20 protein-coding genes are annotated in these 23,417 nt (G+C 33.6%); 6 read left to right on the forward strand and 14 right to left on the reverse strand.

The window, feature by feature from the left end:
* Positions 1 to 246 precede the first annotated feature (246 nt).
* The gene (locus HM992_RS08650; protein WP_179319368.1) at positions 247 to 927 is read left to right on the forward strand and encodes a M15 family metallopeptidase; all 681 of its coding nucleotides are present in this window, start codon (positions 247 to 249) and stop codon (positions 925 to 927) included.
* Between the two features lies 1 nt (position 928).
* Here the strand turns inward: HM992_RS08650 and HM992_RS08655 are convergent, their stop codons facing one another.
* Genes HM992_RS08655 through HM992_RS08670 form a run of 4 tightly spaced genes read right to left on the reverse strand, consistent with a single transcriptional unit; the run spans position 929 to position 4,793 of the window.
* On the reverse strand, positions 929 to 2,104 hold the full coding sequence (locus tag HM992_RS08655) for an MFS transporter (RefSeq protein ID WP_195806608.1): 1,176 nt from the start codon (positions 2,102 to 2,104) through the stop codon (positions 929 to 931).
* Between the two features lie 7 nt (positions 2,105 to 2,111).
* Positions 2,112 to 2,468 (reverse strand): DoxX family protein, encoded by a 357-nt coding sequence (locus HM992_RS08660; RefSeq protein WP_179319369.1) that lies wholly within the window; start codon positions 2,466 to 2,468, stop codon positions 2,112 to 2,114.
* A complete protein-coding gene (locus HM992_RS08665; RefSeq protein WP_179319370.1) occupies positions 2,461 to 3,438 on the reverse strand; it encodes a hypothetical protein in 978 nt (325 codons plus the stop codon). Before HM992_RS08665 ends, HM992_RS08660 begins: the two co-directional genes overlap by 8 nt.
* Positions 3,439 to 3,482: 44 nt before the next feature.
* The gene (locus tag HM992_RS08670; RefSeq protein WP_178984605.1) at positions 3,483 to 4,793 is read right to left on the reverse strand and encodes a hypothetical protein; all 1,311 of its coding nucleotides are present in this window, start codon (positions 4,791 to 4,793) and stop codon (positions 3,483 to 3,485) included.
* A gap of 290 nt (positions 4,794 to 5,083) precedes the next feature.
* Here HM992_RS08670 and HM992_RS08675 point away from each other — a divergent pair, with 290 nt between their 5' ends.
* The 4 genes from HM992_RS08675 to HM992_RS08690 are packed head-to-tail and all read left to right on the forward strand — an operon-like array spanning position 5,084 to position 7,968.
* Positions 5,084 to 5,629, forward strand: a complete 546-nt coding sequence (locus HM992_RS08675) for an RNA polymerase sigma factor (RefSeq protein ID WP_179319371.1) — start codon at positions 5,084 to 5,086, stop codon at positions 5,627 to 5,629.
* The gene (locus tag HM992_RS08680) at positions 5,613 to 6,134 is read left to right on the forward strand and encodes a hypothetical protein (protein ID WP_179319372.1); all 522 of its coding nucleotides are present in this window, start codon (positions 5,613 to 5,615) and stop codon (positions 6,132 to 6,134) included. The genes HM992_RS08675 and HM992_RS08680 overlap by 17 nt, the downstream gene beginning before the upstream one ends.
* Positions 6,118 to 7,314, forward strand: a complete 1,197-nt coding sequence (locus HM992_RS08685) for a hypothetical protein (protein WP_179319373.1) — start codon at positions 6,118 to 6,120, stop codon at positions 7,312 to 7,314. The genes HM992_RS08680 and HM992_RS08685 overlap by 17 nt, the downstream gene beginning before the upstream one ends.
* A 15-nt stretch (positions 7,315 to 7,329) precedes the next feature.
* Positions 7,330 to 7,968: a hypothetical protein gene (locus HM992_RS08690; protein WP_179319374.1), complete on the forward strand. Its 639-nt coding sequence runs from the start codon at positions 7,330 to 7,332 to the stop codon at positions 7,966 to 7,968.
* Positions 7,969 to 7,970: 2 nt separating this feature from the next.
* On the opposite strand, the gene HM992_RS08695 is transcribed toward HM992_RS08690, so the two are convergent.
* From HM992_RS08695 to HM992_RS08725, 7 genes are all read right to left on the reverse strand, one after another.
* On the reverse strand, positions 7,971 to 8,357 hold the full coding sequence (locus HM992_RS08695) for a DUF2306 domain-containing protein (protein WP_179319375.1): 387 nt from the start codon (positions 8,355 to 8,357) through the stop codon (positions 7,971 to 7,973).
* A gap of 14 nt (positions 8,358 to 8,371) precedes the next feature.
* Complete coding sequence (locus tag HM992_RS08700; RefSeq protein WP_179319376.1) at positions 8,372 to 9,607, reverse strand: DEAD/DEAH box helicase; 1,236 nt, start codon at positions 9,605 to 9,607, stop codon at positions 8,372 to 8,374.
* A 282-nt stretch (positions 9,608 to 9,889) separates the two neighbouring features.
* Complete coding sequence (rlmF, locus tag HM992_RS08705; protein WP_179319377.1) at positions 9,890 to 10,846, reverse strand: 23S rRNA (adenine(1618)-N(6))-methyltransferase RlmF; 957 nt, start codon at positions 10,844 to 10,846, stop codon at positions 9,890 to 9,892.
* A 102-nt stretch (positions 10,847 to 10,948) separates the two neighbouring features.
* On the reverse strand, positions 10,949 to 11,632 hold the full coding sequence (locus HM992_RS08710; RefSeq protein WP_179319378.1) for a DUF4377 domain-containing protein: 684 nt from the start codon (positions 11,630 to 11,632) through the stop codon (positions 10,949 to 10,951).
* A gap of 75 nt (positions 11,633 to 11,707) precedes the next feature.
* The gene (locus tag HM992_RS08715) at positions 11,708 to 12,508 is read right to left on the reverse strand and encodes a class I SAM-dependent methyltransferase (protein WP_179319379.1); all 801 of its coding nucleotides are present in this window, start codon (positions 12,506 to 12,508) and stop codon (positions 11,708 to 11,710) included.
* A gap of 12 nt (positions 12,509 to 12,520) precedes the next feature.
* Complete coding sequence (locus HM992_RS08720) at positions 12,521 to 15,973, reverse strand: pyruvate carboxylase (RefSeq protein ID WP_179319380.1); 3,453 nt, start codon at positions 15,971 to 15,973, stop codon at positions 12,521 to 12,523.
* Between the two features lie 205 nt (positions 15,974 to 16,178).
* Positions 16,179 to 16,814 carry an MOSC domain-containing protein gene (locus HM992_RS08725; RefSeq protein WP_179319381.1) on the reverse strand — a complete coding sequence of 212 codons (636 nt, stop codon included), beginning with the start codon at positions 16,812 to 16,814 and terminating at the stop codon, positions 16,179 to 16,181.
* 218 nt (positions 16,815 to 17,032) lie between these two features.
* Between HM992_RS08725 and HM992_RS08730 the strand changes: the two genes are divergently transcribed.
* Complete coding sequence (locus HM992_RS08730; RefSeq protein ID WP_179319382.1) at positions 17,033 to 20,854, forward strand: beta strand repeat-containing protein; 3,822 nt, start codon at positions 17,033 to 17,035, stop codon at positions 20,852 to 20,854.
* 60 nt (positions 20,855 to 20,914) lie between these two features.
* Here the strand turns inward: HM992_RS08730 and HM992_RS08735 are convergent, their stop codons facing one another.
* From HM992_RS08735 to HM992_RS08745, 3 genes are all read right to left on the reverse strand, one after another.
* The gene (locus tag HM992_RS08735; protein WP_179319383.1) at positions 20,915 to 21,460 is read right to left on the reverse strand and encodes a hypothetical protein; all 546 of its coding nucleotides are present in this window, start codon (positions 21,458 to 21,460) and stop codon (positions 20,915 to 20,917) included.
* A 170-nt stretch (positions 21,461 to 21,630) separates the two neighbouring features.
* Complete coding sequence (locus tag HM992_RS08740; RefSeq protein WP_178984619.1) at positions 21,631 to 22,122, reverse strand: Crp/Fnr family transcriptional regulator; 492 nt, start codon at positions 22,120 to 22,122, stop codon at positions 21,631 to 21,633.
* 287 nt (positions 22,123 to 22,409) lie between these two features.
* A complete protein-coding gene (locus HM992_RS08745; protein ID WP_179319384.1) occupies positions 22,410 to 23,411 on the reverse strand; it encodes a transglutaminase domain-containing protein in 1,002 nt (333 codons plus the stop codon).
* Between the last annotated feature and the right edge of the window lie 6 nt (positions 23,412 to 23,417).

Genomic DNA, 23,417 nt, shown 5'->3' on the forward strand with positions numbered 1-23,417 from the left:
TATTTGCCTTATGTTGAGTTGGCTTAGAGACCCTAAATCTACCAGCATAAAACAGCAAATAAAACGAAAACCGAGATTGAGGGATCTCGGTTTTTTGTTTTTTATGACTTCAACTAAAATTTATCCTGAGCGTAGTCTAATAGCTCAGTTTCCAATCTTCAATTTTAGTTTATTATAAATTCAATGGAATGTTGTTTCACTAAAAGAAGTGCATACTCTATTTTTTTATTAATTTAGTATTTCGATATGAATTACAAAATACTACAATATATAGGGGGTTTAATCCTTTTAACTTTCGGGTTTCAGCAAAAGCAAACGTTGCCTGATGGTTTTGTTTATGCAAAATCTATAATTCCAGATTTGGATGTGGAACTTCGCTATTATTCTCAAAACAATTTTGTTGGAGATACCATTGATGGTTATAAAGCAAATCGCTTAATCTTAACCAAAGGCACAGTTGAAAAATTAAAACTAGTACAAGATGAGTTACAACAGCAAAACCTCTGTCTTAAAGTATACGATGGCTATAGACCACAACGAGCTGTGAATCATTTTATGGTTTGGGCTCGGGAGTTGAATGATACAATTAATAAATCATTGTTTTATCCAGAAGTTAAAAAGAGAAGCTTGTTTAAAGCGGGTTATATTGCAACGCGTTCTGGGCATAGTAGAGGAAGTACAATAGATTTAACCATCACAAATGGCGAAACGGGTGAGCCTTTAGATATGGGAAGTCCGTACGATTTTTTTGGTGAAGCTTCTTGGATCGCATATGAAAACTTAACCGATGAGCAAAAGAAAAATCGTCAGTTATTACAAACGGTTATGTTGAAACATAATTTTAGAAACTACTCAAAAGAATGGTGGCATTTTACCTTGCGATGGGAGCCTTTTCCTAAGACTTATTTTGATTTTGAGGTAGAATAAATTAAGTCCGCTTTAAATATATTAATCCAATTATAGGACCTAATGCTAACACTACAAAAGCATAGGGTGCAAAAGCGATATCTGTTATTAAGTAATTCAATAATTGAATGCTAATAATTGTTAGGCTAAATCCAATACAATTTACAATAGTTAAAGCCGTTCCAATGGACTGTACTTCGCAATTTTGAGCAACCATGGTTGAGAATAAAGGGGAATCTGCAATAACTACCATTCCCCAAATTATTAGACACAGAATAAAAATCGGAGTAGAATCAGTCATAAAAAATAGAGGAGACAACAAACAACACAACCCGGAAATTGTTAAGGACCAAACAGCGGTTTTTTTAACGCCAAATTTATTAGCTATAAAACCTCCTAAAATGCATGATAAAGTACCCGAAGCTATAATGATGAAAGAAAATAGAGGTATGTTTAACGTGATATTGTGAAGTTTTTGATGCATCATTAATAAGATAGGCACAAAGGTCCAAAAGGCGTAAAGCTCCCACATATGTCCAAAATAACCAAATGCTGCAGATCTAAAACTGGAGTTTTTAAAAACTTTTAGAATTTTAGACATATCAAATTTAGCAGCACGCTTTTGATATGGTCCATTAGGAACTAGTATTACAATTAAAAAGCCGCCTATTAATGCTAATGCTGAAGTTGCCCATATGACAGATTCCCATTTAAGATTGAATTCAAAAGACTGAATAAGATACGGAAAAGCTGTACCTAAAACTAAAGCTGCAATTAAGAAACTAAGTGATTTTCCTAATCCTTTTTCAAAATAATCTGCTGCAATTTTCATGCCTACAGGATATATACCTGCTAAACTAAAACCAGTTAGAAACCTGAAAACTAATAAAGTGAAAATAGTATTACTAGAGTATAGAATACTAAGATTAAATATGGAGCCTAAAACAGCACAGATAAAAAATACACGAGAAGGCGAAAACCGGTCACTCAGGGTAAAAACAGCAAAAATAAAAGTACCAATAATAAATCCGAATTGTACAGAGGAACTTATGTAGCCTAATGATTCCGGATTGAGACTATAAAAAGAAATTAAGTCATCAATAATAGAGTTTCCTGCAAACCACAACGACGTACAACAGAATTGAGAAAAGATAATTATGGGTAGCACCCATTTTGAAGTAGAAGTTTTAATTTTCAAAAGTGACTTAGTTTAGATAGATCCAAGCCCAATACATCAATCCAAACTGAAGTGGTAATCGTAATATCAAAATCCATTTTGGAATTCCGGCAGATGCTTTTTTACCAGAAAGCATATAAAAATGCACTAAAAGAAATACGGCTAACATAGCAATAATACCATAAATAGAAATTGCTTTTAATACCGGAATACATAACCCAATTCCTAATACGATTTCTGCAACTCCACTTAAATAAACCGTTACTTTATGATTAGGAATATATTTAGGCATAATGCGCATGTACATTTTGGGCTTTATAAAATGCATGAGGCCCGCAAATATGTACATGCTAGCCATGATATAAAGTCCAATGGGCTCAATCATCTTTATACGTCTTAAAAGTCAATCCAATACCGTAATTGAACAGGTTTTTGTCTAATAAACTTGATTTAAATTGATTGCCTTTGTCAAATTTTAACCAATTATTGCCGTTAATAAAGACACGTTTTATAAAGGTGTTTTTTGCTTCCATTTGATCTGTAAAAGGCAATAAAGGTCTAAAGTTGGTTGGTATTTTTACAATCTCTCCTTGTCTAGATTTTATTTCTTTATATTTTTTATTTGGTAATAATTTCCCGTCATCATCAGTGTAACCTAATACTTGAAGAGATACAAAAAAACCATTTTCAGGAATAAAGAGATTATAATCTTCAACATTGAGAGTATACACATCTCCATCTTTTTCAGTGGCTCTAAATACAGTCGTTTCGTAAGTTAAAACCTTACCTGGTTTCCCGTTATCATTTTCATAGAATTTGACTTTAAATAAGGTGGAGAACTTTTTTTTATCACTGTTAGAGCGGTTTCTTTTATTCCAATCTCTTGACTCTAAAGCTATAGGAAATAGTACTTCCGAAAGTTGTTGGTCTTTAGTCGTGGTTTTAGGAAAATACACAGCAATCTCAGATTCTATAGTCGGCAGCCAACATTTATAATAGTCATCATCTAAATAGGGTTTTAGTTTTTCCTCTTTAAATTTTCGATCTAATTTATTGGCGATTATAACAGCATCCAATTGATGTGCTTCGGGCTGCATAACTAATTCATTGGGTAAATTATGCGTTGCGATGTTCAAATCTTTAAAACCTAAGGCCGAAATAAATAAGGAGTCGATATCTGGATATAATTTTTTGGTAAACATAAATTGCCCTTCGTCATCTGCAAAAAGACCATTACCATTTCCAAAGGATATAGTAGCATAACTAACAGGATAGGTTGTGATACTATCTTTAATTGTGATTTGGGCAAATGTGATTTGTCCAATAAATAATAGAATAAATAAAATTTTATACATGGTTAAGTTTATAGATTCTAAAGATACATTATTTATACAGTATGCTAATTGGGATAATACCAAAATGGTATAGTAGCCGCCGTTTTTTTAATGGTATCAGATGCTTTCATGCTTTTTCGTTTTACCTGTAAGACATGTTTTCCTTCAGCGAGACCATTTATGCCTATATAAGTTTCAAAGCCTTTTTGTTTTTTTAATGAGGCTCCAAGTATAAAATCAGTTTGATATAATATAGAATCGATTTCAACCGTATAAAGAGAGTTAAATGTTGTTACATAATCTCGTTTTGAAGCTTCACTAACGGCACTAGAATTAATGAAACTCATTTCTGATGTAATTCCTCTAGTATCTTCTTCAGGATTTAATTTGGGGTTAAATAGGTAGATATCATCTTCAATATCTTCATCAAATAGAATGAAGACTTTAATATATGGATCGTTTATAACTTTACTGTTTATAGCAATATTTTGAATAAAGTCTGAATTTTCCGTGAGCATATCCTCATAACTAAAGGTATTAGCGATGTAACTTCCAGAGGGTTCTATAAAATTGAAATAATTAGACTGGTTGTAGTACAATGAGGTAATCCATATCAATATCATGTAGATCGGTACTAAAAAGAAACTCAGACGTTTTCCAAATTTATGGTCGAGAAAATTATAGACTAATGGTCGGTACAAAAAGGATAGTGTAATAAAACTAAAACACCAGTAAATAGGAAAATATACTTTACTTATCCATTTTTTCTTTTTTAAAAAACCGAGAGTTATAAAATCAATAAAGGTTAGTAGCATTCCTGTAATAAGAAAAACCAAAAGAACAATGCCAAAATAGGTCGATATGTCACTAAAGGAATGATCATCGAGAAAAACAGTAGCAACAAAAATAATAGACCCTATCGTTAGCGCAATGGCCAACATATAAAAAATAAGTAAAAATGAAATTGCGAAAATAACACTACAATAATTTTCTAAACGTGCAATATATCTGTCAAACGAGCCTACTTTGTTTTTTAGATACGTATTAAAGCGTTTACTATAATTTAAAGTGTCGTAATCGATATCTCCAGAAATATAGCGTAATCCTAAGGCACCAATCCATAACCCACGTAAAAGAACATGGAACAACAAGTTGAAGATTAATATAGAACAAGCCGAAAGCGCTACAACCAAAACCATTGAGAAAAACGTATTGTTTTCGTTTTGCGTGTGTTGGTATGCAATTTCTAAATTAGGATAAGCGGAGAATAAACCAAAAATGGCAAAACCAGAAATTAGTAATTCTAATTGCCAGCTTTCTTCCTGTAGTTTATTAAGTAATTTTTTAAATGTTGGTTTATTATAATCGTCGCTCATTTTTTTATGATGGATTGAAATTCAAGGTTAAAATTAGGCATATTCAATTAAAATCAATCTTTTTTATTCTATTTTGAAACTCTTACTAAATTCCATCGTTTTTATAATAGAACTCATCTTGATTTTTTGTGTTTAGCCGAAAATGAGAAGAAATTTATTCAGACGAGTCTATTTTTGAAAGTCATAGTATAGCTACGAGTAAAAAAATAGATGAAGAATGTGTGAATTTCAGCCATTTTTCAGGAAATAGAAAAAGTCAATATGAGTTCTTAAAACCGCTAATTAACCCAATGCAAAAATTAGATACTAAACTTATTACACTTTGCAAAAAAGGAAATGAAGTTGCACAAATGCAAGTTTATGATAAGTACAGTCAGGCGATGTATACCATTGCTTGTCGTTATCTCAGCGATGAAGATGCAAAAGATGCGATGCAAGAAGGCTTTTTAAAAGTGTTTAGAAATCTTGAATCGTATAAGCCAGAAGCCACATTTGGTGCTTGGTTAAAACGAATTGTTATCAACCAATGTTTAGATGTTTTAAAGAAGAATAAGTTAGAGTTTGAAGCTATAGAAGTATCAGAGTTGCAAATTATAAACGAAGACGATTGGCAATTTGATACAACAATAACGAAGCAAGAGATTTTATTTGCCGTTGAACAGATTAGTGAAAAGCATAGAATCGTAGTGAAGCTTTATTTGCTAGAAGGCTATGATCACGAAGAGATTTCGGACATTTTAGGAATTCCCATAAAAACATCTCGCACACATTTAAGACGTGGAAAATTAAAATTACAAGAACTTTTAAAACAAAAGTACAATGAAGCAAGATATTAGAAACCTATTTAATGAGGAAGATGATTTAAAAACGCTTCCGGAAAACCATAGAATAGAGTTTAGCGAAAGACTCAAAAAACAATCCCAACCAAAACGAAGTCCTTATGCGTGGTTAAGTGCAGCTGCAATTTTAATTATTGCATTAACGATTGGCTTTAATGTTATGGAAATGGAAGCAAAACCAGAATTAAATCAAGTGTCACCAATTATAGCGCAAGTAGAAGCTGTTGAAGCAGCTTATCTTAAAGATATTGAAACCGAATGGCAGAGTTTTATAGCTATCGCAGATGATGCCGTTTTGGTAGAACGTTTCAGAAAAAAGCTGAAAGACTTAGATTCAGATTACCAAGCTATTTCTCTTCAGTTTAAAGAGGATTCTAATAATATTTTAGTCATTGAAGCCCTTGTTGATAATCTTCAAACACGACTTCAAATTTTAAAAGATATTCAAAAGCACATCAACATATTAAATCAAAAAAACGAACAGAATGAAAGTACGATATAATTTTTTAGCACTGATGCTCATCACATCAGTTATGCTAAATGCGCAACAACATAAGATTCATAGCGAGTCTTTTACAACCGATAAAACCACCACAGCGATCTTTAATCTAGATAATATGACAGTGGCGTTGGAGGAGTCCACAGATGGGAAAGTTTATGTGGATTGTATTATGGAATTTGATGGGTATTCAAAGAAAGAAATTAATACTTTCTTAGATGAAATAAATGTCGAGGTTGGCAAATATGATAATCATATAACACTCACTGCGAGTAGTGAAAATAAAGTTTCAATTGAAACTTATGAATTTAAAACAACAGATGCTATTACTATAAATCAATCGTTTTTTGAGCCTAAAAAAGATACTATTAATCGCAAATCTTTAGATGGATTACGTTTAGAAATAGAACAGGATAATCATAGTATACAAGGTAATTCTTTGAAATATATTAACGATCGTTTTAAAAAAGTCGATAAAAATGGTAAGGTGAGTGATTTTAAAAGAGGAGGTGTAAAAATGATGCGAAGTCGTTTTACGATTAAAATTCCACCCTATTTAAAATTAACGATTAACGCAAAGGAATCAGGATTATACATAAGACATCATCTAAGAAATGAATTGACAGGAACGCTAATTGGTGGCACTATGAAAGCCAAAGAAATCTCAAATCCCTATAATAAGCTTAAAATCGAGAATGCAACATTAGAAGCAATAGCTATTGAAGGTGGTGATTTTGAATTTATTAATGTGAAAAATGGTAAAATAGGAAGTGTACAAAACACTAAAATTACCTCAGAGTTTTCTAAAGTTGAAATTGGAGAAATTCGAAAAAATACAACAATAACAGACTTTAATAGTGAGTACTATTTTTATAATTGGGCTAAAGATTTTAAACGCTTTAATCTGTATTCTGAATATACTAAAATCCATTTTTTCTATCCACAATTAGATTTTAGTTTGAATGTCATAGGTAATAACACAAAAAGTTCTTTAGGTAACAGTGTAGTGATTAATATGCAACCAACAAGTAATGAAGAGAAATATACTATGATGACAACTAATCCAAAAGGGAAAAGTGAGTTTTCAGGAGCTATTTATTTCGATATTGTACATGGGATTATCTATTCCTATGACTTTTTTTTATCATCTGTTCACGAAGGAAAATTTAATAATAAAGAATAAACAAACAATTAATTTATGAAAAGAATTCTAATTATTACTGTCGCGTTAACGTGCTTCAGTGCATCGCTAGCACAACAAAAACAAGCTGATTTTAAAACAGTTTCAGGTTTAAAAATGGAAACTGAATATGCATCAGATATAGAAGAAGTAAGTGATATTCTAAGTTTTGAAGGCATTGATTATATGAGGTTAAAATTTTCTGGAGAGCAACTTAAAGGAAAAAGTTACAGGCTCTCAGTCAAGGAAATTTGGGATGGTAAAATAGTGTCTGACACAGCCGTTATGGACAGTAGAAGTATTGGTGTTAAGCACTTTGAAACTTTAAGTGATACGGTGTTTAAAATGAAAGTTATTTCTAAACATACCGAAGATAATAAATTAAAAATGACATTTAAGTTCCCAAGATTTAGTGTCAATAAAACCTATGAAGCTATTGACTCTGAAAATTATAGTTTAAGAAATCTAGCCGATGAAAGCAATTTAGAAATCAGCTATAACAAGTCATTCTATCTGTTAGCCTATATTTTACCTTACGAAAGAGAAGATGGGTCTTTGTCTTGGTGTGACGTAGGAACCTCAGGAAAGGATATTGAAAACTGGGGTGAGAAATTCGGAATTAAACATTACTTACTTTTCGAAATGAAATTTGAGTAGCCTTATCCAAAAAATACACTATGTAAATATCGACCAGGAGTAAATGTAAACGCGCCAGCAATAATGATTGCACCAAAGTAGAGTAAAATCATTTTTCGTTTATGAGCGTTTACATTGCCTTTTTTAATAGCGATATATGCCGTTGGTACAGTCCAAAATGTTAAAACGCTAAAAAGATGAATCCAGCCAAAATGATTTAAAAAGCGTCCACCAACTGCAGCAGGCATAAATAATGTCACGGTTGCTGTAAACAACATTAAAATCATATAAATTCTACCAAGAAATTTATGAGTTTTAGTTCCTTTTTTTACAATTAAAAGATAAGCACCAATAAATACACAAGGTAAAACTGTGTATAAATGAAGAAACATTAAGGTTTTATATGCCATGCTTTAATAACTGATTAATACCAACGTTTCTTCTTCTTCTTAGAAGCCTCACTTTTACGACCTTTTTTATACTTACTACCTTGTCTTCTGTGCACAATAGGTTCTGCTTTTGGATCCAAAGGATAAGGATGTTCCGTTTCTACCGGAATCTGAACATTGATAGCTTGTTGTATCTTTTTTACATAATTTTTCTCATCAGCAGAACACAGCGAATACGAGTTTCCTGTATGACCAGCTCTACCAGTTCTACCAATTCTATGTACATAAGTTTCGGGTATTCCTGGCATATCAAAATTAAGCACGTTATCTAATTCATTAATATCAATACCACGTGCAGCAACATCTGTAGCAATAAGGATTTTAACGTAACCGTTTTTAAATTTGTTTAAAGCAGTTTGTCTTTCACTTTGTGGTTTATCACCGTGAATACTATTTACAGAGAATCCATTTTTTAATAAGGTTTCTTCAAGCTTATCTACACCATTTCTGGTACGTCTAAAAATAAGAACATTACCTTCAATAGTGTTACGCATTAAATGTAAACATAATTCAATTTTATTTTGCTTAGGAACATAATACAATAACTGATTTACATTTTTAGCAACCGATTTTGTTGGAGTCACATCAATACGTTCAGGATCTTTAAGTAGTGTATTGGCTAATTCTTCAATTTTATACGGAATCGTTGCCGAGAACAATAAGGTTTGTTTTTCTTGAGGACAAAGACGTTCTATCTTTTTAACGTCATCAATAAAACCCATGTTTAACATTAAATCGGCTTCATCTAAAACTAAGGTTTCAATAAAATCAAGATTGATATAATCTTGCTTGTGTAAATCGAGTAAACGACCAGGAGTGGCCACTAAAATATCAATCCCTTTTTTTAACGTATCTATTTGAGGTTCTATGGATGCACCACCAAAAACAGTTAAGGTGGTTAAATTTGTATTTTCAGCATAGGTTTTAAAATTCTTTTGAATTTGTAAGGCTAATTCTCGGGTCGGACTAATAATCAACGCTCTAATTTTCTTACCTTTTTTTGGAGCATCTTGCTTATCGTACAATTTCTGTAAAATAGGTAAAGCAAAAGCGGCTGTTTTACCAGTACCAGTTTGTGCGGAGACGATAACATCTTTTCCTTCTAAAACCAACGGAATAGTACGTTGTTGTACCAAAGTAGGTTCAACATAACCTGAAGCATCAACGGCTTTAAGTAAAGGTTTTATTAAGCTTAAGTCTTTAAATGACATATGATTTTGTATTTATTAAGTTTGTCATTCCTGCGAAAGAAGGAATCCACTTTGTTAATCGTAGCTTGTTGATTCCTACCTACGCAGGAATGACAAATAAGGTAACAAAGGTAGAATAATTCTTAATTCAAACTTTGATGTAAATATTTTAAAATTACAAACCACGTCAGTTTGAGTGATTTGCTGCGTATGAGCTAATAGTATCGAGAACCACATCTATTCAATTACTTCTCGATACAATCTACTAAAAAAAAGTGGAATACTCGAAGTGACATTATCTTACTACCAACGTTCAGATATCCAATCCTTTTGTTCTATCTCAGATAAAAATGTCCAAGCAATAAACCGACTGATTTTATGACCTTGTCCCATTTCAATAGTCTTTACAGCAGTGGCATTCACTTTTTCTAAAACTTTATAGGTAGGTTTTAAAGTCGCTTCTTTTGAAATTAAACTCGTGAACCAAAAACATTGTTTTCCAAAATGTTTACTCTCATAAATCATGTCTTTTACAAAACGTGCTTCACCTCCTTTGGTCCATAATTCATTATGTTGTCCGCCAAAATTTAAAAGTGCCTTGTTAGGTCGTTTTCCTTTGAGGTTCCTTTGTTTTTTTAGACTTGCTTTTTGAGCATCTTCAGCAGAAGCATGAAATGGTGGATTACAAATTGTAAAATCTACTTTTTCTTCTGGTTTGAGAATATCATAGAAAAAGTTGTTTGCTTTTTCTTGACGTCTAATTTCTAGAGTAGACCTTAATTTATAATTTTTTTGCTCAATGGCTTTCGCAGATATAATAGCCGCTTCATCAGTATCACTTCCTATAAACGACCAACCATATTCATGCTGACCAATAATTGGATATATACAGTTAGCACCAACACCAAGATCGAAACCTTTAATGTGGTTTCCTTTAGGGATTTTTGTGTTATCTCCCTTTAAAAGGTCTGCAATATTATGAATATAATCTGCGCGACCAGGAATTGGTGGGCATAAATAATGCTCAGGAATATCCCAATACTCTAATCCGTAATGGTGAATTAATAAAGCTTTATTAAGTGCTTTAACGGCTGCAGGATTGAAAAAATCTATAGAATCGTCACCATATTTATTCGGCGCCACATAAGGACGCAATTCTGGCGAGCTTTTTATAAGCGCATCAAAATTATAACGCGAACGATGTTTACTTCTTGGGTGAAGTTCAGATTTTATTTCAGGATGTGATTTTTTCTTTTCCAATACTTAATAATTTATGAAGGCAAAGATAGTGGAAAAGAAATTGGGTTATTGAGACCTTAGCTTAAATAACCCAATTCATTTTGTATAATAATAACGATGAAATTAATCTACTTTTTTGAAACGTAGAATTTCATTACCAGTTTCATTGTAAAAGGATAAGGTTAGTCCTTCTTTTTTATATTTCGAAATACTATTAAATGCTTTATCAAAATGATCTGGAATCAACATATCCACACACATTTTTCGGGTTGAAGCCATCGCGCCAAATTCAATAGCATCAGAAGTGATATTTTTTATTTGTCCGCTATAACTATTGCAACCATTGGTGCCAAATGCACGCATTTCTGTTATGTTGATTTCAAGTGTTGGAATATTGTTATTCGCGATTTCAATAGGGTCTCCACTAATATGTGTTGCCGCCCAAATATCGTGAATCTCTAATTTAGGATCTTGTTTTTTCTCTATCACGTTTACAAGATCGTATTGAATGGAAGCGGCATCAGCAGGCACATTTTCTGAGTTTAATGCGGTCTCAGTTACTTCAATTTTTTGTAAGTAACCAGGTTCAAAAGTAAAACCATTTATAGGTGCATAAAAGTTAGACCAGTCTGCATTGTCGTAATCGTCTGCTTTGGTTACTTGCAAGCATGTTGTTTTTCCTGCGCCAGCATCACAATCTACTTTAGAGCTATTAACCCAATAGGTGGATGTCGTTTTTTTCGTTGAACCACAAGAAGATAAAACTGTAGCTAGTATAATAATTGGAAGGTTTTTTAATAGTTTCATTGTTATGATTTAGTTGTTCAGACTATGAATTTCAAAAGTCTTGCCAAATGGGTTTCATAAAATGTTAAAAAAATATTAGAGTGGGTTTTCACCTGAATTTTCAGCAATAATGAAGAGATAATCACCTAAGTTATTTTCATAAGATTTCATTACATCATTGATTTTTTTGTCATCAATATCGTTTTTCAAAGTTGCTAAGCCAAGTTCTATCTCCTCCATGTTAGTTAAATTACTAAAAGAAGAAATGCCATGTCTTATGCTGTCGTCAAAATATACTTCTGGATTATGTTTACCACAGTACAAAAAATGATCTTCTAAATCGGGTTGAATAGTGTAAGATTTCGTTTTTATAATTTTAAATCCTGAATAACTAATAGCCTTTTCAACGCGCTCCAAAGTTGGCATCTGTGCAATTAAATCTTCCATCATTTTTGGGAAATAATGATTTAACCAGTAGCCTTTCATTTGTTCTGGAGTAGAAGTGAAGATTACAATTTTACCTTGAGGTTTTAAAACATATGCTAATTCCGAAAACGCTTGCATTAGATTAGACCATTGATGAATAGTTAAGGTTGAAAAAACACCATCAACACTATTTTGTGGTAAGTACGTTCTCTCTGCTAAGCCCATTTTCCATGATATATTTCTGTTCTTAGATAGTGCTTGTTTTAGCATCTCAATAGACGGATCCATACCAACACATTGAAATCCTTTGTCGTAAAGTGCATTTGTATAATTGCCCGTTCCGCAACCAATATCTAAATACAGACCTTCTTTTTTAGGATTAAGATGTTTAATGAGTTGTTCGGTTAAATACGGATCTGCTTGAAGGGGTTGGTTATAGTTGATTCCTATTTGGTTGTTTTTTGTTGACATAAATCTATTTTCTCACTCAAAGGTAACAATCAAATCATCCTGTTTTACCATGCTACCTTCAGATAAAGTCACTGATTTTATTTTTCCAGATTTATGTGCGGTAACGGTTGTTTCCATTTTCATGGCTTCAATCACAAATAATGGATCATTTTCTTTAACAGTTGTACCTTTCTTCACTAAAACTTTATAAAGTGAGCCTTGTAATGGTGCGCCTATTTGGTTCGTGTCTTCTTTATCGATTTTTATGTTTTCAACCTTTTTTATATTTAAAGAGGTGTCAAATATTTCAACAAAACGGTTTTCACCATTCACTTTAAAAAACACCGTTCTTACACCAGCATCATTAGGAATACTAACCGATAATAATTTTACAATAATCGTTTTTCCTGGTTCTAAAGTGATGTTCGTTTCCTCTTGAAGCTTCATACCAAAAAAGAAATCTTTTGTTGGGATGAGTGCTATATTTCCATATGTCTTATAATTTTCATGGGCACTTTCAAATACTTTTGGATATAACATATAGGAAAGAAAATCTTCCATTTCAATAGGTCTTGTAAATCCTTGTTGGAATTTCTTTTTAAAAGCAGCAAATTCTTTTGTAAAATCTACAGGTTTTAAATGTGCATTTGGGCGATCGGTATAGGCTTCCTTATTTCGTAGTATAATTTTTTGAAGTTCCTTCGGAAAACCTCCAACAGGTTGTCCTAAATCTCCTTTGAAGAAATTGATTACGGATTCTGGAAACGAAATACTGTCTCCGCGTTCCATCACATCTTCAGGTGTTAAATTGTTAGTCACCATAAAAATCGCCATATCACCAACGACTTTAGAACTTGGTGTGACTTTGATGAGGTTTCCAAACATCATGTTGACTTTCGCATACATTTTCTTAACGTCATCAAAGCGATCTCCTAATCCTAATGCAATGGCTTGAGGTCGTAAATTTGAATATTGACCGCCAGGAATTTCATGTTGATATACTTCTGCCGTTCCTGCTTTTAATCCCGATTCAAATGGGTAATACATTTCGCGTGTATCTTCCCAATAATTTGAAAATTGATTCAATGTTGTCATATCAAAATCGTGAGCGCGTTCTTGACCTTTCATCATTTCTACAACAGCATTAAAATTAGGTTGTGAAGTGAGACCTGAAAGTCCACCCAATGCCACATCAACTACATCAACTCCGGCTTCAATAGCTTTTAAATAGGTTGCCGTTTGTAAAGATGAGGTATCGTGGGTGTGGAGCTGAATTGGAATATTCACAGTGTCTTTTAATGCACCAACCAATTCCGTGGCAGCATACGGTTTTAGTAAACCTGCCATGTCTTTTATGGCAATCATATGAGCACCAGCATTTTCTAAATCTTTAGCGAGTTGCGTATAATAGTTGAGGTTGTATTTGGTTTGCTTTGGGTCCAAAATATCACCTGTATAACTAATGGCAGCTTGTGCAATGCCTCCTGTTTTATCACGAACATAATTAATACTGGGTTCCATCGCTTTTACCCAATTGAGCGAGTCGAAAATTCTAAAAATATCAACTCCGTTTTCCCAAGATTTTTCAACAAATTTTTCAATTAAATTATCCGGATAAGCTTTATAACCCACAGCATTTGAACCTCGCAGCAACATTTGGAATAAAATGTTAGGCACCGCCTTCCGTAATTCTCGTAACCGTGTCCAAGGACTTTCGTGTAAAAAGCGCATGCAAACATCAAAGGTTGCACCTCCCCAAACTTCCATACTGAAGGTATTAGGATGGTTTTTTGCGAAACTTTCTGCCACTTTAAGCATATCGTAACTTCGCATACGTGTTGCTAAAAGTGATTGATGTGCATCACGCATCGTAGTATCAGTGTAATGTATTTTGTTATCGTCTTTCAACCATTCGCAAAAAGCTTCAGGACCCAGTTCTGTTAATAGATCTTTGGTGCCTTTTGGAAACGCCTCCGAACGATTGTATTTAGGAACTTTAGCCGTTCTGAAAATTTTGGTCTGATCAATATTTTTAACATCAGAATTGCCATTAACAATAACTTCGGCTAAGAAATTGACGGCTTTCGTCGTTCTATCTTGAGGTAATTTTATTTCGAATAAAGCAGGAGTATTCTGAATGAAATTGACAGTAACTTTTCCGTCTTTAAACGTATCATGTTGAATCACATTTTGAAGAAAATGAATGTTGGTTCTAACACCTCTAATTCTAAATTCTTTTAAGGCGCGTGTCATTTTCCGAACAGCTCCATCGAGTGTTCTTCCGTGGGCTGATACTTTAACTAACATAGAATCGAAAAACGGACTCACATTATAACCTTGGTAAATACTACCAGCATCCAAACGGATTCCCATTCCGGAAGCACTGCGGTACGTGGTAATGTTTCCGTAGTCTGGTGTGAAATTATTTTCAGGATCTTCGGTTGTTAATCTACATTGTAATGCAAAACCGTAGGTTTCTAAAGAGTCTTGTTCGTATATTTTTATCTGTTTATCAGAAAGTTTATAACCTCCAGCAATAAAAATTTGTGTTTTTACCAAGTCGATTCCAGTAACCATTTCCGTAACGGTATGTTCCACTTGAATTCTAGGATTAACTTCGATGAAATAGATATTGTCTTGTTCGTCGATTAGAAATTCAACAGTTCCGATGTTATTGTAATTGACTTCAGACGTAATAGCAACGGCATATTTGTAAAGCGCATCTTTTACACTTTGAGAAACATTGTAAGAAGGAGCAACTTCAACTACTTTTTGGTGTCGACGCTGCACGGAACAATCGCGCTCAAACAAATGACGAATATTACCATGTCGGTCAGCTACAATTTGTACTTCAATATGTTTTGGGTTTTCAACATATTTTTCTAAAAACATCGTGTCATCACCAAAAGCATTCAGAGATTCGTTTCTCGCGGAATCAAAATTTTGCTCTAAATCTTTATCATTTCTCACCACACGCATGCCACGTCCACCTCCGCCAGAAGCGGCTTTTAGCATTAACGGATAACCAATGGTATTGGCTTCAGAAAGCGCGATTTTTAAAGATGTTAAGCTTTTTTTATTGCTTTCAATAATAGGAACGTTACACTTTACTGCGATTTTCTTGGCTGTAATTTTATCACCCAAAGCATCCATAACTTCAGGGTCTGGACCAATAAAAATGATATCATTTTCGGCACAACGTCTTGCAAATTCTGAATTTTCAGATAAGAAACCATAACCTGGATGAATGGCATCAACATTCTTTTCTTTGGCTAAAGCCACAATTTCTTCAATATCGAGATACGGCTTTAAAGGATCATTATCTTCTCCAATCTGATAGGATTCATCAGCTTTATTTCTGTGTTGTGAATACCGGTCTTCATATGTGTAAACCGCAACGGTTGCAATATTAAGTTCTGTGCATGCTCTTAAGACACGGATTGCAATTTCACTTCGATTGGCAACTAGAATTTTTTTGATTTTCATAATTGGAAGGATATCTTTATTTGATTTGTATTCAGACCTTGTAAAGGTATTAAAAGAATAACTACAACGTTTGCGTAAAAATGATATTATTTAACGCTATTCAGATTTTTAAAGGCTTATGGCAGATTCATAGCCTTATTGAAAACTAATTTCAACCTGATATTTTTCTCTCATGTGAGACGGTTTTGAAATTTTGATTTTAATGTTATTGTGCAAAAAACTTTAAGCGTTTTTTGAAGCGTTTTGGCAAAGCATCATTATCTAAAAGTAAGTCAATATGCATTATATTCTTGTGTTCTGCATAGAGTAATTGAAACAATTGAAAAATAGAAATACTATCTTTTCCGCGTTCTTGCAATTCAAAAGTATCTCCAACTTTGACGTCTCCCTCTTTTAAAACTTTGACGTAAGCACCAGAGTAACCATGGGTAATAAATTGTTGTAAAACAGTATCGGAACCAAACTTATGCGCGAATTTAAAACAAGGTTCTCTCGGTTGTGTAATTTGTACTAAGGAGTTTCCTAGTTTGTAGGTGTCTCCAATAAAAAGTTGTCGTTCATCTAAGCCTTCAACGGTTAAGTTTTCTCCTAACATACCAAACGTCCAGTCTAAATGTGGATATAAATCTTTCCAATATGGATACTGATTTGCAGAAAATAAATAACAAGCCTTAAATTCTCCTCCATGTACCTTTCGGTCTGAAACTTCATCTCCTTTCACATCTTCTTTTCCTAAAAATATTGGAGTATCCGTAGGTTTTTTATAGATACCTGTAGTGATTTCTTTTCCATTCCATAGGAATTTGGTGGGTTGTGCAATATTCGTTGAGATAATTTTCATCCATTAAAAGTATAAAAAAAATAGTCACTTAGAAGGATGTTTTAAAATGGGTATTTTAAGTGTACATACGTTCTGTCAAATTATATAAATCTTGTTAATTATGTTAATAAAATGTTAAAGCAAATAAATTTTAAAACCCACTCATAGATAATCTCGTAGGTATTTGTGCTTTCCAAAATGGAAGTGTTTTTAACCAGTTTAATCAAATACTAATCAACATGAAAAACAAAATTACTTACGTTATTGCGATGGCAATGACATTTTTTATTTCAACAGATGCATTTGCTCAAGTCGTAACAAGTGGTGCAGATGACGGAACAGACGGAACACTGCGAAATGAAATTGCAGATACGCCAATTGGTGGTATAATTACTTTTGACCTCTCAGTGACAACAGTAACATTAACTAGTGAACTTCTTATTGATAAAGATTTAATTATTAGCGGGAATTCAATAACTCCAATAACTATTGACGCTAGCAGTAATGGAAGAATATTTAATATCAGCTCAGGAGTAGTTGTATTAAACGACTTAGCTTTAATTAATGGTGTAGCGGTTGATGGAGGAGCTATGTATATTTCTAATGCCCTTGTCACAATTAATGACTCTTCAATAACAGGAAATACAGCTAACGGAGCCTCTGGTTCTGGTGGTGGAATTTTTAATGATGTAGGTGGAGTTCTAGTCGTTAATAATTCTGAAATTTCAAACAATACAGCAAATAGAGCAGGTGGAGGTATAGAGGATAATTCTGGAGCAGGCTTAGCAATCACATTACTAAATGTCGCTTTAAATGATAACAATGCAGGTGTTTCACCTGCCACTGCAGCTCCAGGAAACGGAGGTGGATTACATATTACTGGTGCCGGAAGTGCGATTGTAACTGGAGGTACAGTTTCTGGAAATGTAGCCGGTAAAGAAGGTGGTGGACTATGGAATGGTAGTGGAGTTTTAGATGTGGTTGATGTCACAATAACAGAAAACTCAGCTGTAGGTGATGCTACAGGAGGAGGTGGGATTTATAACAATGGTAACGGAACTATAAATATTTCGGCAGGAACAATTTTGTCGGGGAACATCGCTTCAGGATCAACTCCAGGTGGACGTGGTGGTGCTATTTTTAATAATACAGATGGGGTTTTAAATCTAGCAAATGGATTGGCAATTACAGGAAACTACGCTAGTAGAGCCGGTGGTGCCATTGAAGATAACTCTAATGGGAATTTAATTTTATCTGGTGTTACACTTACAGGAAACGCTGCAGGTGTAGATATTGGATTAGGAAATACAATTACACCAAATCCTGGAAATGGTGGTGCTGTACATTTATCAGGTACAACCAATGCAACAATTTCTGGATTTTCAACAGTTTCTAATAATTATGCAGCTAAAGAAGGCGGTGGATTATGGAATAACTTAGGAACCATGGATGTAAGCTTAACATTTTTAGATGCTAATATCGCTTCAGGCGATGAGGCAACTGATGGTGGTGGTGCTATTTTTAATAATGGAGGAGCTTTAGTTGTTGGAAATGCCGCAGCAATAACAAATAATATCGCAGATGGAACTTCTGGTTCTGGTGGTGGAATTTTAAGTACAGATGGTGCTGTTACAATTACAGATGCTGTTTTGGCTTTTAATCAATCTAATCGAGCAGGTGGTGCTATTGAAATTATAGATGGTTCTATTGATTTCTCAGGAAACTACAATGTTAGTGGTAACAATACAGGTGTTGCGCCAGCAGTAGCTAGTCCAGGCAATGGAGGTGCACTTCATATTAGTGGATCAGGAACAGCAACACTAACAGGTGGTACAATGAATGATAATGTAGCTGCTAGAGAAGGTGGTGCCTTATGGAACAGTACAGCCACAATGACCGTTGATGGTACAATGATTAGTGGAAATATAGCAAGTGGTCCAGCAGCGGATGATGGTGGTGCCGGAATCTTTAATAATGGTGGAACATTAATCATTCAAAATAATACAACAATAAGTAATAATATCGCAGATGGAGCTTCGGGTTCTGGAGGTGGTATATTAACTATTGGTGGTGATGTTACTGTAACGAGTTCTACAGTTACAATGAATCAGGCCAACAGAGCTGGTGGTGGAATAGAACATGCAGGTGGAACTTTAAATCTTATAGATACAACTTTAGACATGAATAATGCAGGAGTTTCTCCGGCAATGGCTGCACCAGGATCTGGTGGTGGACTTCATGTATCTGGTGCTGCGACAACGAACATTACAGGTGGTACAACTAACAACAATATTGCCGCTAATGAAGGTGGTGGTTTATGGAATGGATCAGGAATCATGACTATTGTAGATCATACCGTAGACGGAAATACAGCCTCAGGAAATGATGCAATGACTGCAGGTGCTGCTGGTGGAGGCGGAATTTATAATGAAGGAGGAACACTTGATATTTCAGGAATGACTGAAATTACAAATAATATAGCTGATGGAGCACAATCTACTGGTGGCGGAATTTTAAACGCAGCAGGTACTTTGATGGCGAACGGAATTACAATCGCTTTTAATGAATCGAATAGAGCAGGTGGTGGAATTGAAACTAATGGAAGTGGACCACTACTATTGACTGATGTTAGTTTGAATAATAATATAACAGGAGTTGTAACTGGTACAGGAGCACCTGGAAATGGTGGTGGACTTCACGTCAGTGGAGATAGCAGTGTTGATGTTGTAGGTGGAACTGTAAATGGAAATAGTGCAGCGCGTGAAGGTGGTGGTTTATGGAATGGTTCCGGAATAATGACAACTGACAATGTACTAGTAGATTCTAATAATGCTTTAGGAGGAGGAGCTGATGATGGAGGTGCTGGAATCTTCAATAATGGAGGAACGTTAAATATTACCAATGGCAGTATAATTTCTAATAATATGGCAACAGGAACTTCTGCGTCTGGTGGTGGATTATTGAGTACAGCAGGAGATGTTAATGTTATGGATTCTACATTTGATGGTAATGCAGCCAACAGAGCAGGTGGCGCTATTGAATTGATTGATGGGAACTTGATGTTTTCAAATTCAACAATGTCTAATAATGATGTTAACGGCTTAGCAGGAACTGCTGCGCCAGGAAATGGAGGAGGCTTTCACGTTACTGGAATGTCAGGTATGATTACCATTTCTACAAGTACAATTACAGGAAACGCGGCTGCTAATGAAGGTGGTGGATTATGGAATCAAGGCGGCACAACAATGACTGTTTCGATGTCTACAATAGATAATAATACAGCTGCTGAAGGTGGTGGAATTTATAACAACACAGGATCAATGACGTCTGTAATGACTAGTACTATTTCAGGAAATACAGCATCAGTTTCTGGTGGTGGATTAACAAATAATGGTGCGAGTTTAGATCTAAATGCGGTAACGGTTGCCATGAATTCAACTGATGGAATTGGTGGTGGTATCGATGCGGTTAACACTGTATCTTTAAAGAATACAATTGTAGCTTTAAATACAGCGACTACCGGAACTGATGTATCTGGACTATTAACGTCAGATGATTTTAACTTAATTGGAACAGATGATTTGTCAGTATTTACAGCTCAGATGAATGATCTTGAAGACGTAGATCCTATGTTAGGACCGTTGCAAGATAATGGTGGAGCAACCTTAACTCATCTGTTATTAAATAATTCACCTGCTTATGATGCTGGTGATGTTACAGATATGTTTGTAGATCAAATAGGTCAGAGTGTGTTTGGTGGTGCTAGAGATATAGGATCTGTAGAAGCACAAGTCGCTTTATCAGTTGATGATTTTAATGCTGCTTCAGTTTTAAATTTATATCCAAATCCAACAAAAGGACAATTTAATATTACGATTGATAATTCGGTTTCAGGTGAAATAAAAGCTGAGGTTACCTCGTTATCTGGTAGAATAGTAAAGCAAGTTAAGTTAGTGAATGGAACAAATTCCGTAGACATTAGAGGGATGTCTGCTGGAGTTTATATTGTTAATGTATTTACAGAACAAGGAAGAGTATCACATAAGGTGATTTTGGATTAATAGTTAGTAATTACTTAATAATTAAAAAGACCATCGAAAGATGGTCTTTTTTTGTTCAGACTATTTTAATGCTAACCAAAACGGCAACAAATTGGTTTTTAGTTTTTGGAATGCTTCAGGTAAATCCGTTAAAGGTTCCTCGGTAAACGTGAAAGGTCGATCAGCTTCAAAATTCCAATAAGGGTCTTCTAATATACCATCCTTAGATTTTGTATGTGATTTTGGGAAGTTCGTCATAGAGAACTTTCCGTCATTGTTCATATGGATACCAAAGACTTTTAAATCTTTTAAGGTTGAATACGTTAGACTTAGTTTTAAATGAAGTGATTTATGATCATCAGACATATAGAATTCTTTTTCTTTTACCGGAAAGTTTTTAAGTTCAGAGCTCCATGAATGATTAGGGTGTACAATTTTGGACAATTCATTTTTAATATTTAAACTATCACTTTGAGTTTTAATAAAAGTAACTAAGTTTTCTTGGAGGATTACAATCGTTTTTTCTTCAGGATTTACGGTAACTGTTGTCTTTTCTGATATGATGTTACTTTGATTCATACCGAAAAAAGTACCAACAACAAAGAATAATATTTTAATTGCTTCCATAGGCTAATTTAAATAAAAAAGCGCAAGTTGTACAACTTGCGCTTTTTAGCTATTAATCATTCATTAGGGAAAAAAATGATAGTACAATATAGTTAGGGATTTGTACCGGTACAAAGTTATAAGGTTTAATGATTATAAAAATTGATGTATGTTAAGAAATAACAGAATGTCTAAGAATTATGTAATTCTTTTTTTATCCTACTTAAACTTTCTGTAGTGATACCTAAATACGATGAAATATGATAATTTTTTAATTTTTTCACAATATGTTGATGGGTAATTAGGAATATAAGGTATCTCTCCTTGGCGGATTGGGATAAACTTACCAGTATTCTTTTTTGAAAAGCGGCAAATGCAACCTCTAATTTCTTTCTGATAAAAGTTTCGGTTTGAGGAAATGCTGAGTATAAATATTCTTTGTCAGCACTAGAGATTGCGTATACTGTAGCGTCTTCAATAACTTCAAGATTCAATATCGCTTTGGAATTAGAAAAATAGGCTGTAAAATCAGTGATCCACCAATCTTTTATCCCAAATTGAACGGTATGTTCTTTTCCTGAGCCATCCATGTAATATGTTCTTAAGCAGCCATCATGGATGTAATACATATCATCAACAACACTATGCGCTTTAAATATATGTGTTCCTTTCTTGAACTCCATTTTTTTAAATACGCTTGAAATTATGTTTAGCTCTTCATCTGAAAATGAGAGTCCTTTAAATATTTGCTTAATAATAGCGTTGTCTTTCTGCACTTAAAACTCATATTGATTCTATCAATGTATGTAAATACTTTCATATGAGTTACTTAAATTCGATGCGCTAATTTAAATAAATGTTGACGCGATATTTTATGTAAGAAAAAACCACTTTATTAACTGAAAAAATACCTTTAGACTTTAAAATACCTTCTGCTAAATTGATAAGATGACTATAGTCGTTCTAAAAATTAAATCACTTTAACACTGTAGGTTGCCACTATATCATTCTTTATTTTTAAATGGACGTCGTATACACCTTTGTGTTTAAAACTGTACTTGAACGTTATTATTTCATTTTTATTTATAACATCATATATTTTATAGGGTAATTGATCAGTTCCTGAAATTTGAACAAGTGAAATTGTACTTGTAGCAATCTCATTTAATGATTTAAACTGAAAGGTGATGTCTTCATTCTTCGTAATTGTTGTATTCAATTTCTTAGGACCAATAGGAATTATTTTGTGCTCAAATGTTTCTCCATACACTATGGGTTCAGCTACAAACTTCATAGTTTTTAAAGTGTCATTAAGAAACCATTTTTTTTGGAGTGGAATATGGTTTTTTGCAAATAAAATTGGATCGGTAAGAAAATAACCATCATTATAATCCGAAATAAAAAAGCTTTTGTCCATCATGTAACCGCTAGACCAAGTGGCATCACATACATACCACTTGTTGTTTAATTTTACGGCATTCCAAGAGTGGTTTAAGTTTTCTAGTTTTTCGACGTTAGTTTCAAAAGATCTGCCGTAACCATCTATTATTATACATTCTATATCGGCAATAAAACATAATTCCTTAATAAGATACGCATAACCCGTGCACATCGTTTTTTTCTGATTTCGTAATTTTTTAAATGCTATTTTCTTGAAGTGATTATTCCATACTACATAGCCTAAACTATCACTTTTAAATTTTTTTCGTGCTCTACTGACTTTATTATGTTGATTAGAATCTCCTTTAATATTTGTGCAAACCCAAGTATAAATAGCTCTAAATTTTTCAACATCTGTGGTGAGATTGAATGTTAATTTATGCGCTAAAACAGATAGCTTTTCTAAGCTATGACCTTTATATAATTTGGCTGTATTATCTGCTTTTGTAAAATCTATGTTTTTAAAATCTGATACTTGAGCGTTAGAAATATTAAATAGCACAACTAAAAAGATGACAAACCAATTTTTCATAACATA

This window comes from Winogradskyella helgolandensis, from assembly GCF_013404085.1.
GTDB classification, from domain to species: domain Bacteria; phylum Bacteroidota; class Bacteroidia; order Flavobacteriales; family Flavobacteriaceae; genus Winogradskyella; species Winogradskyella helgolandensis.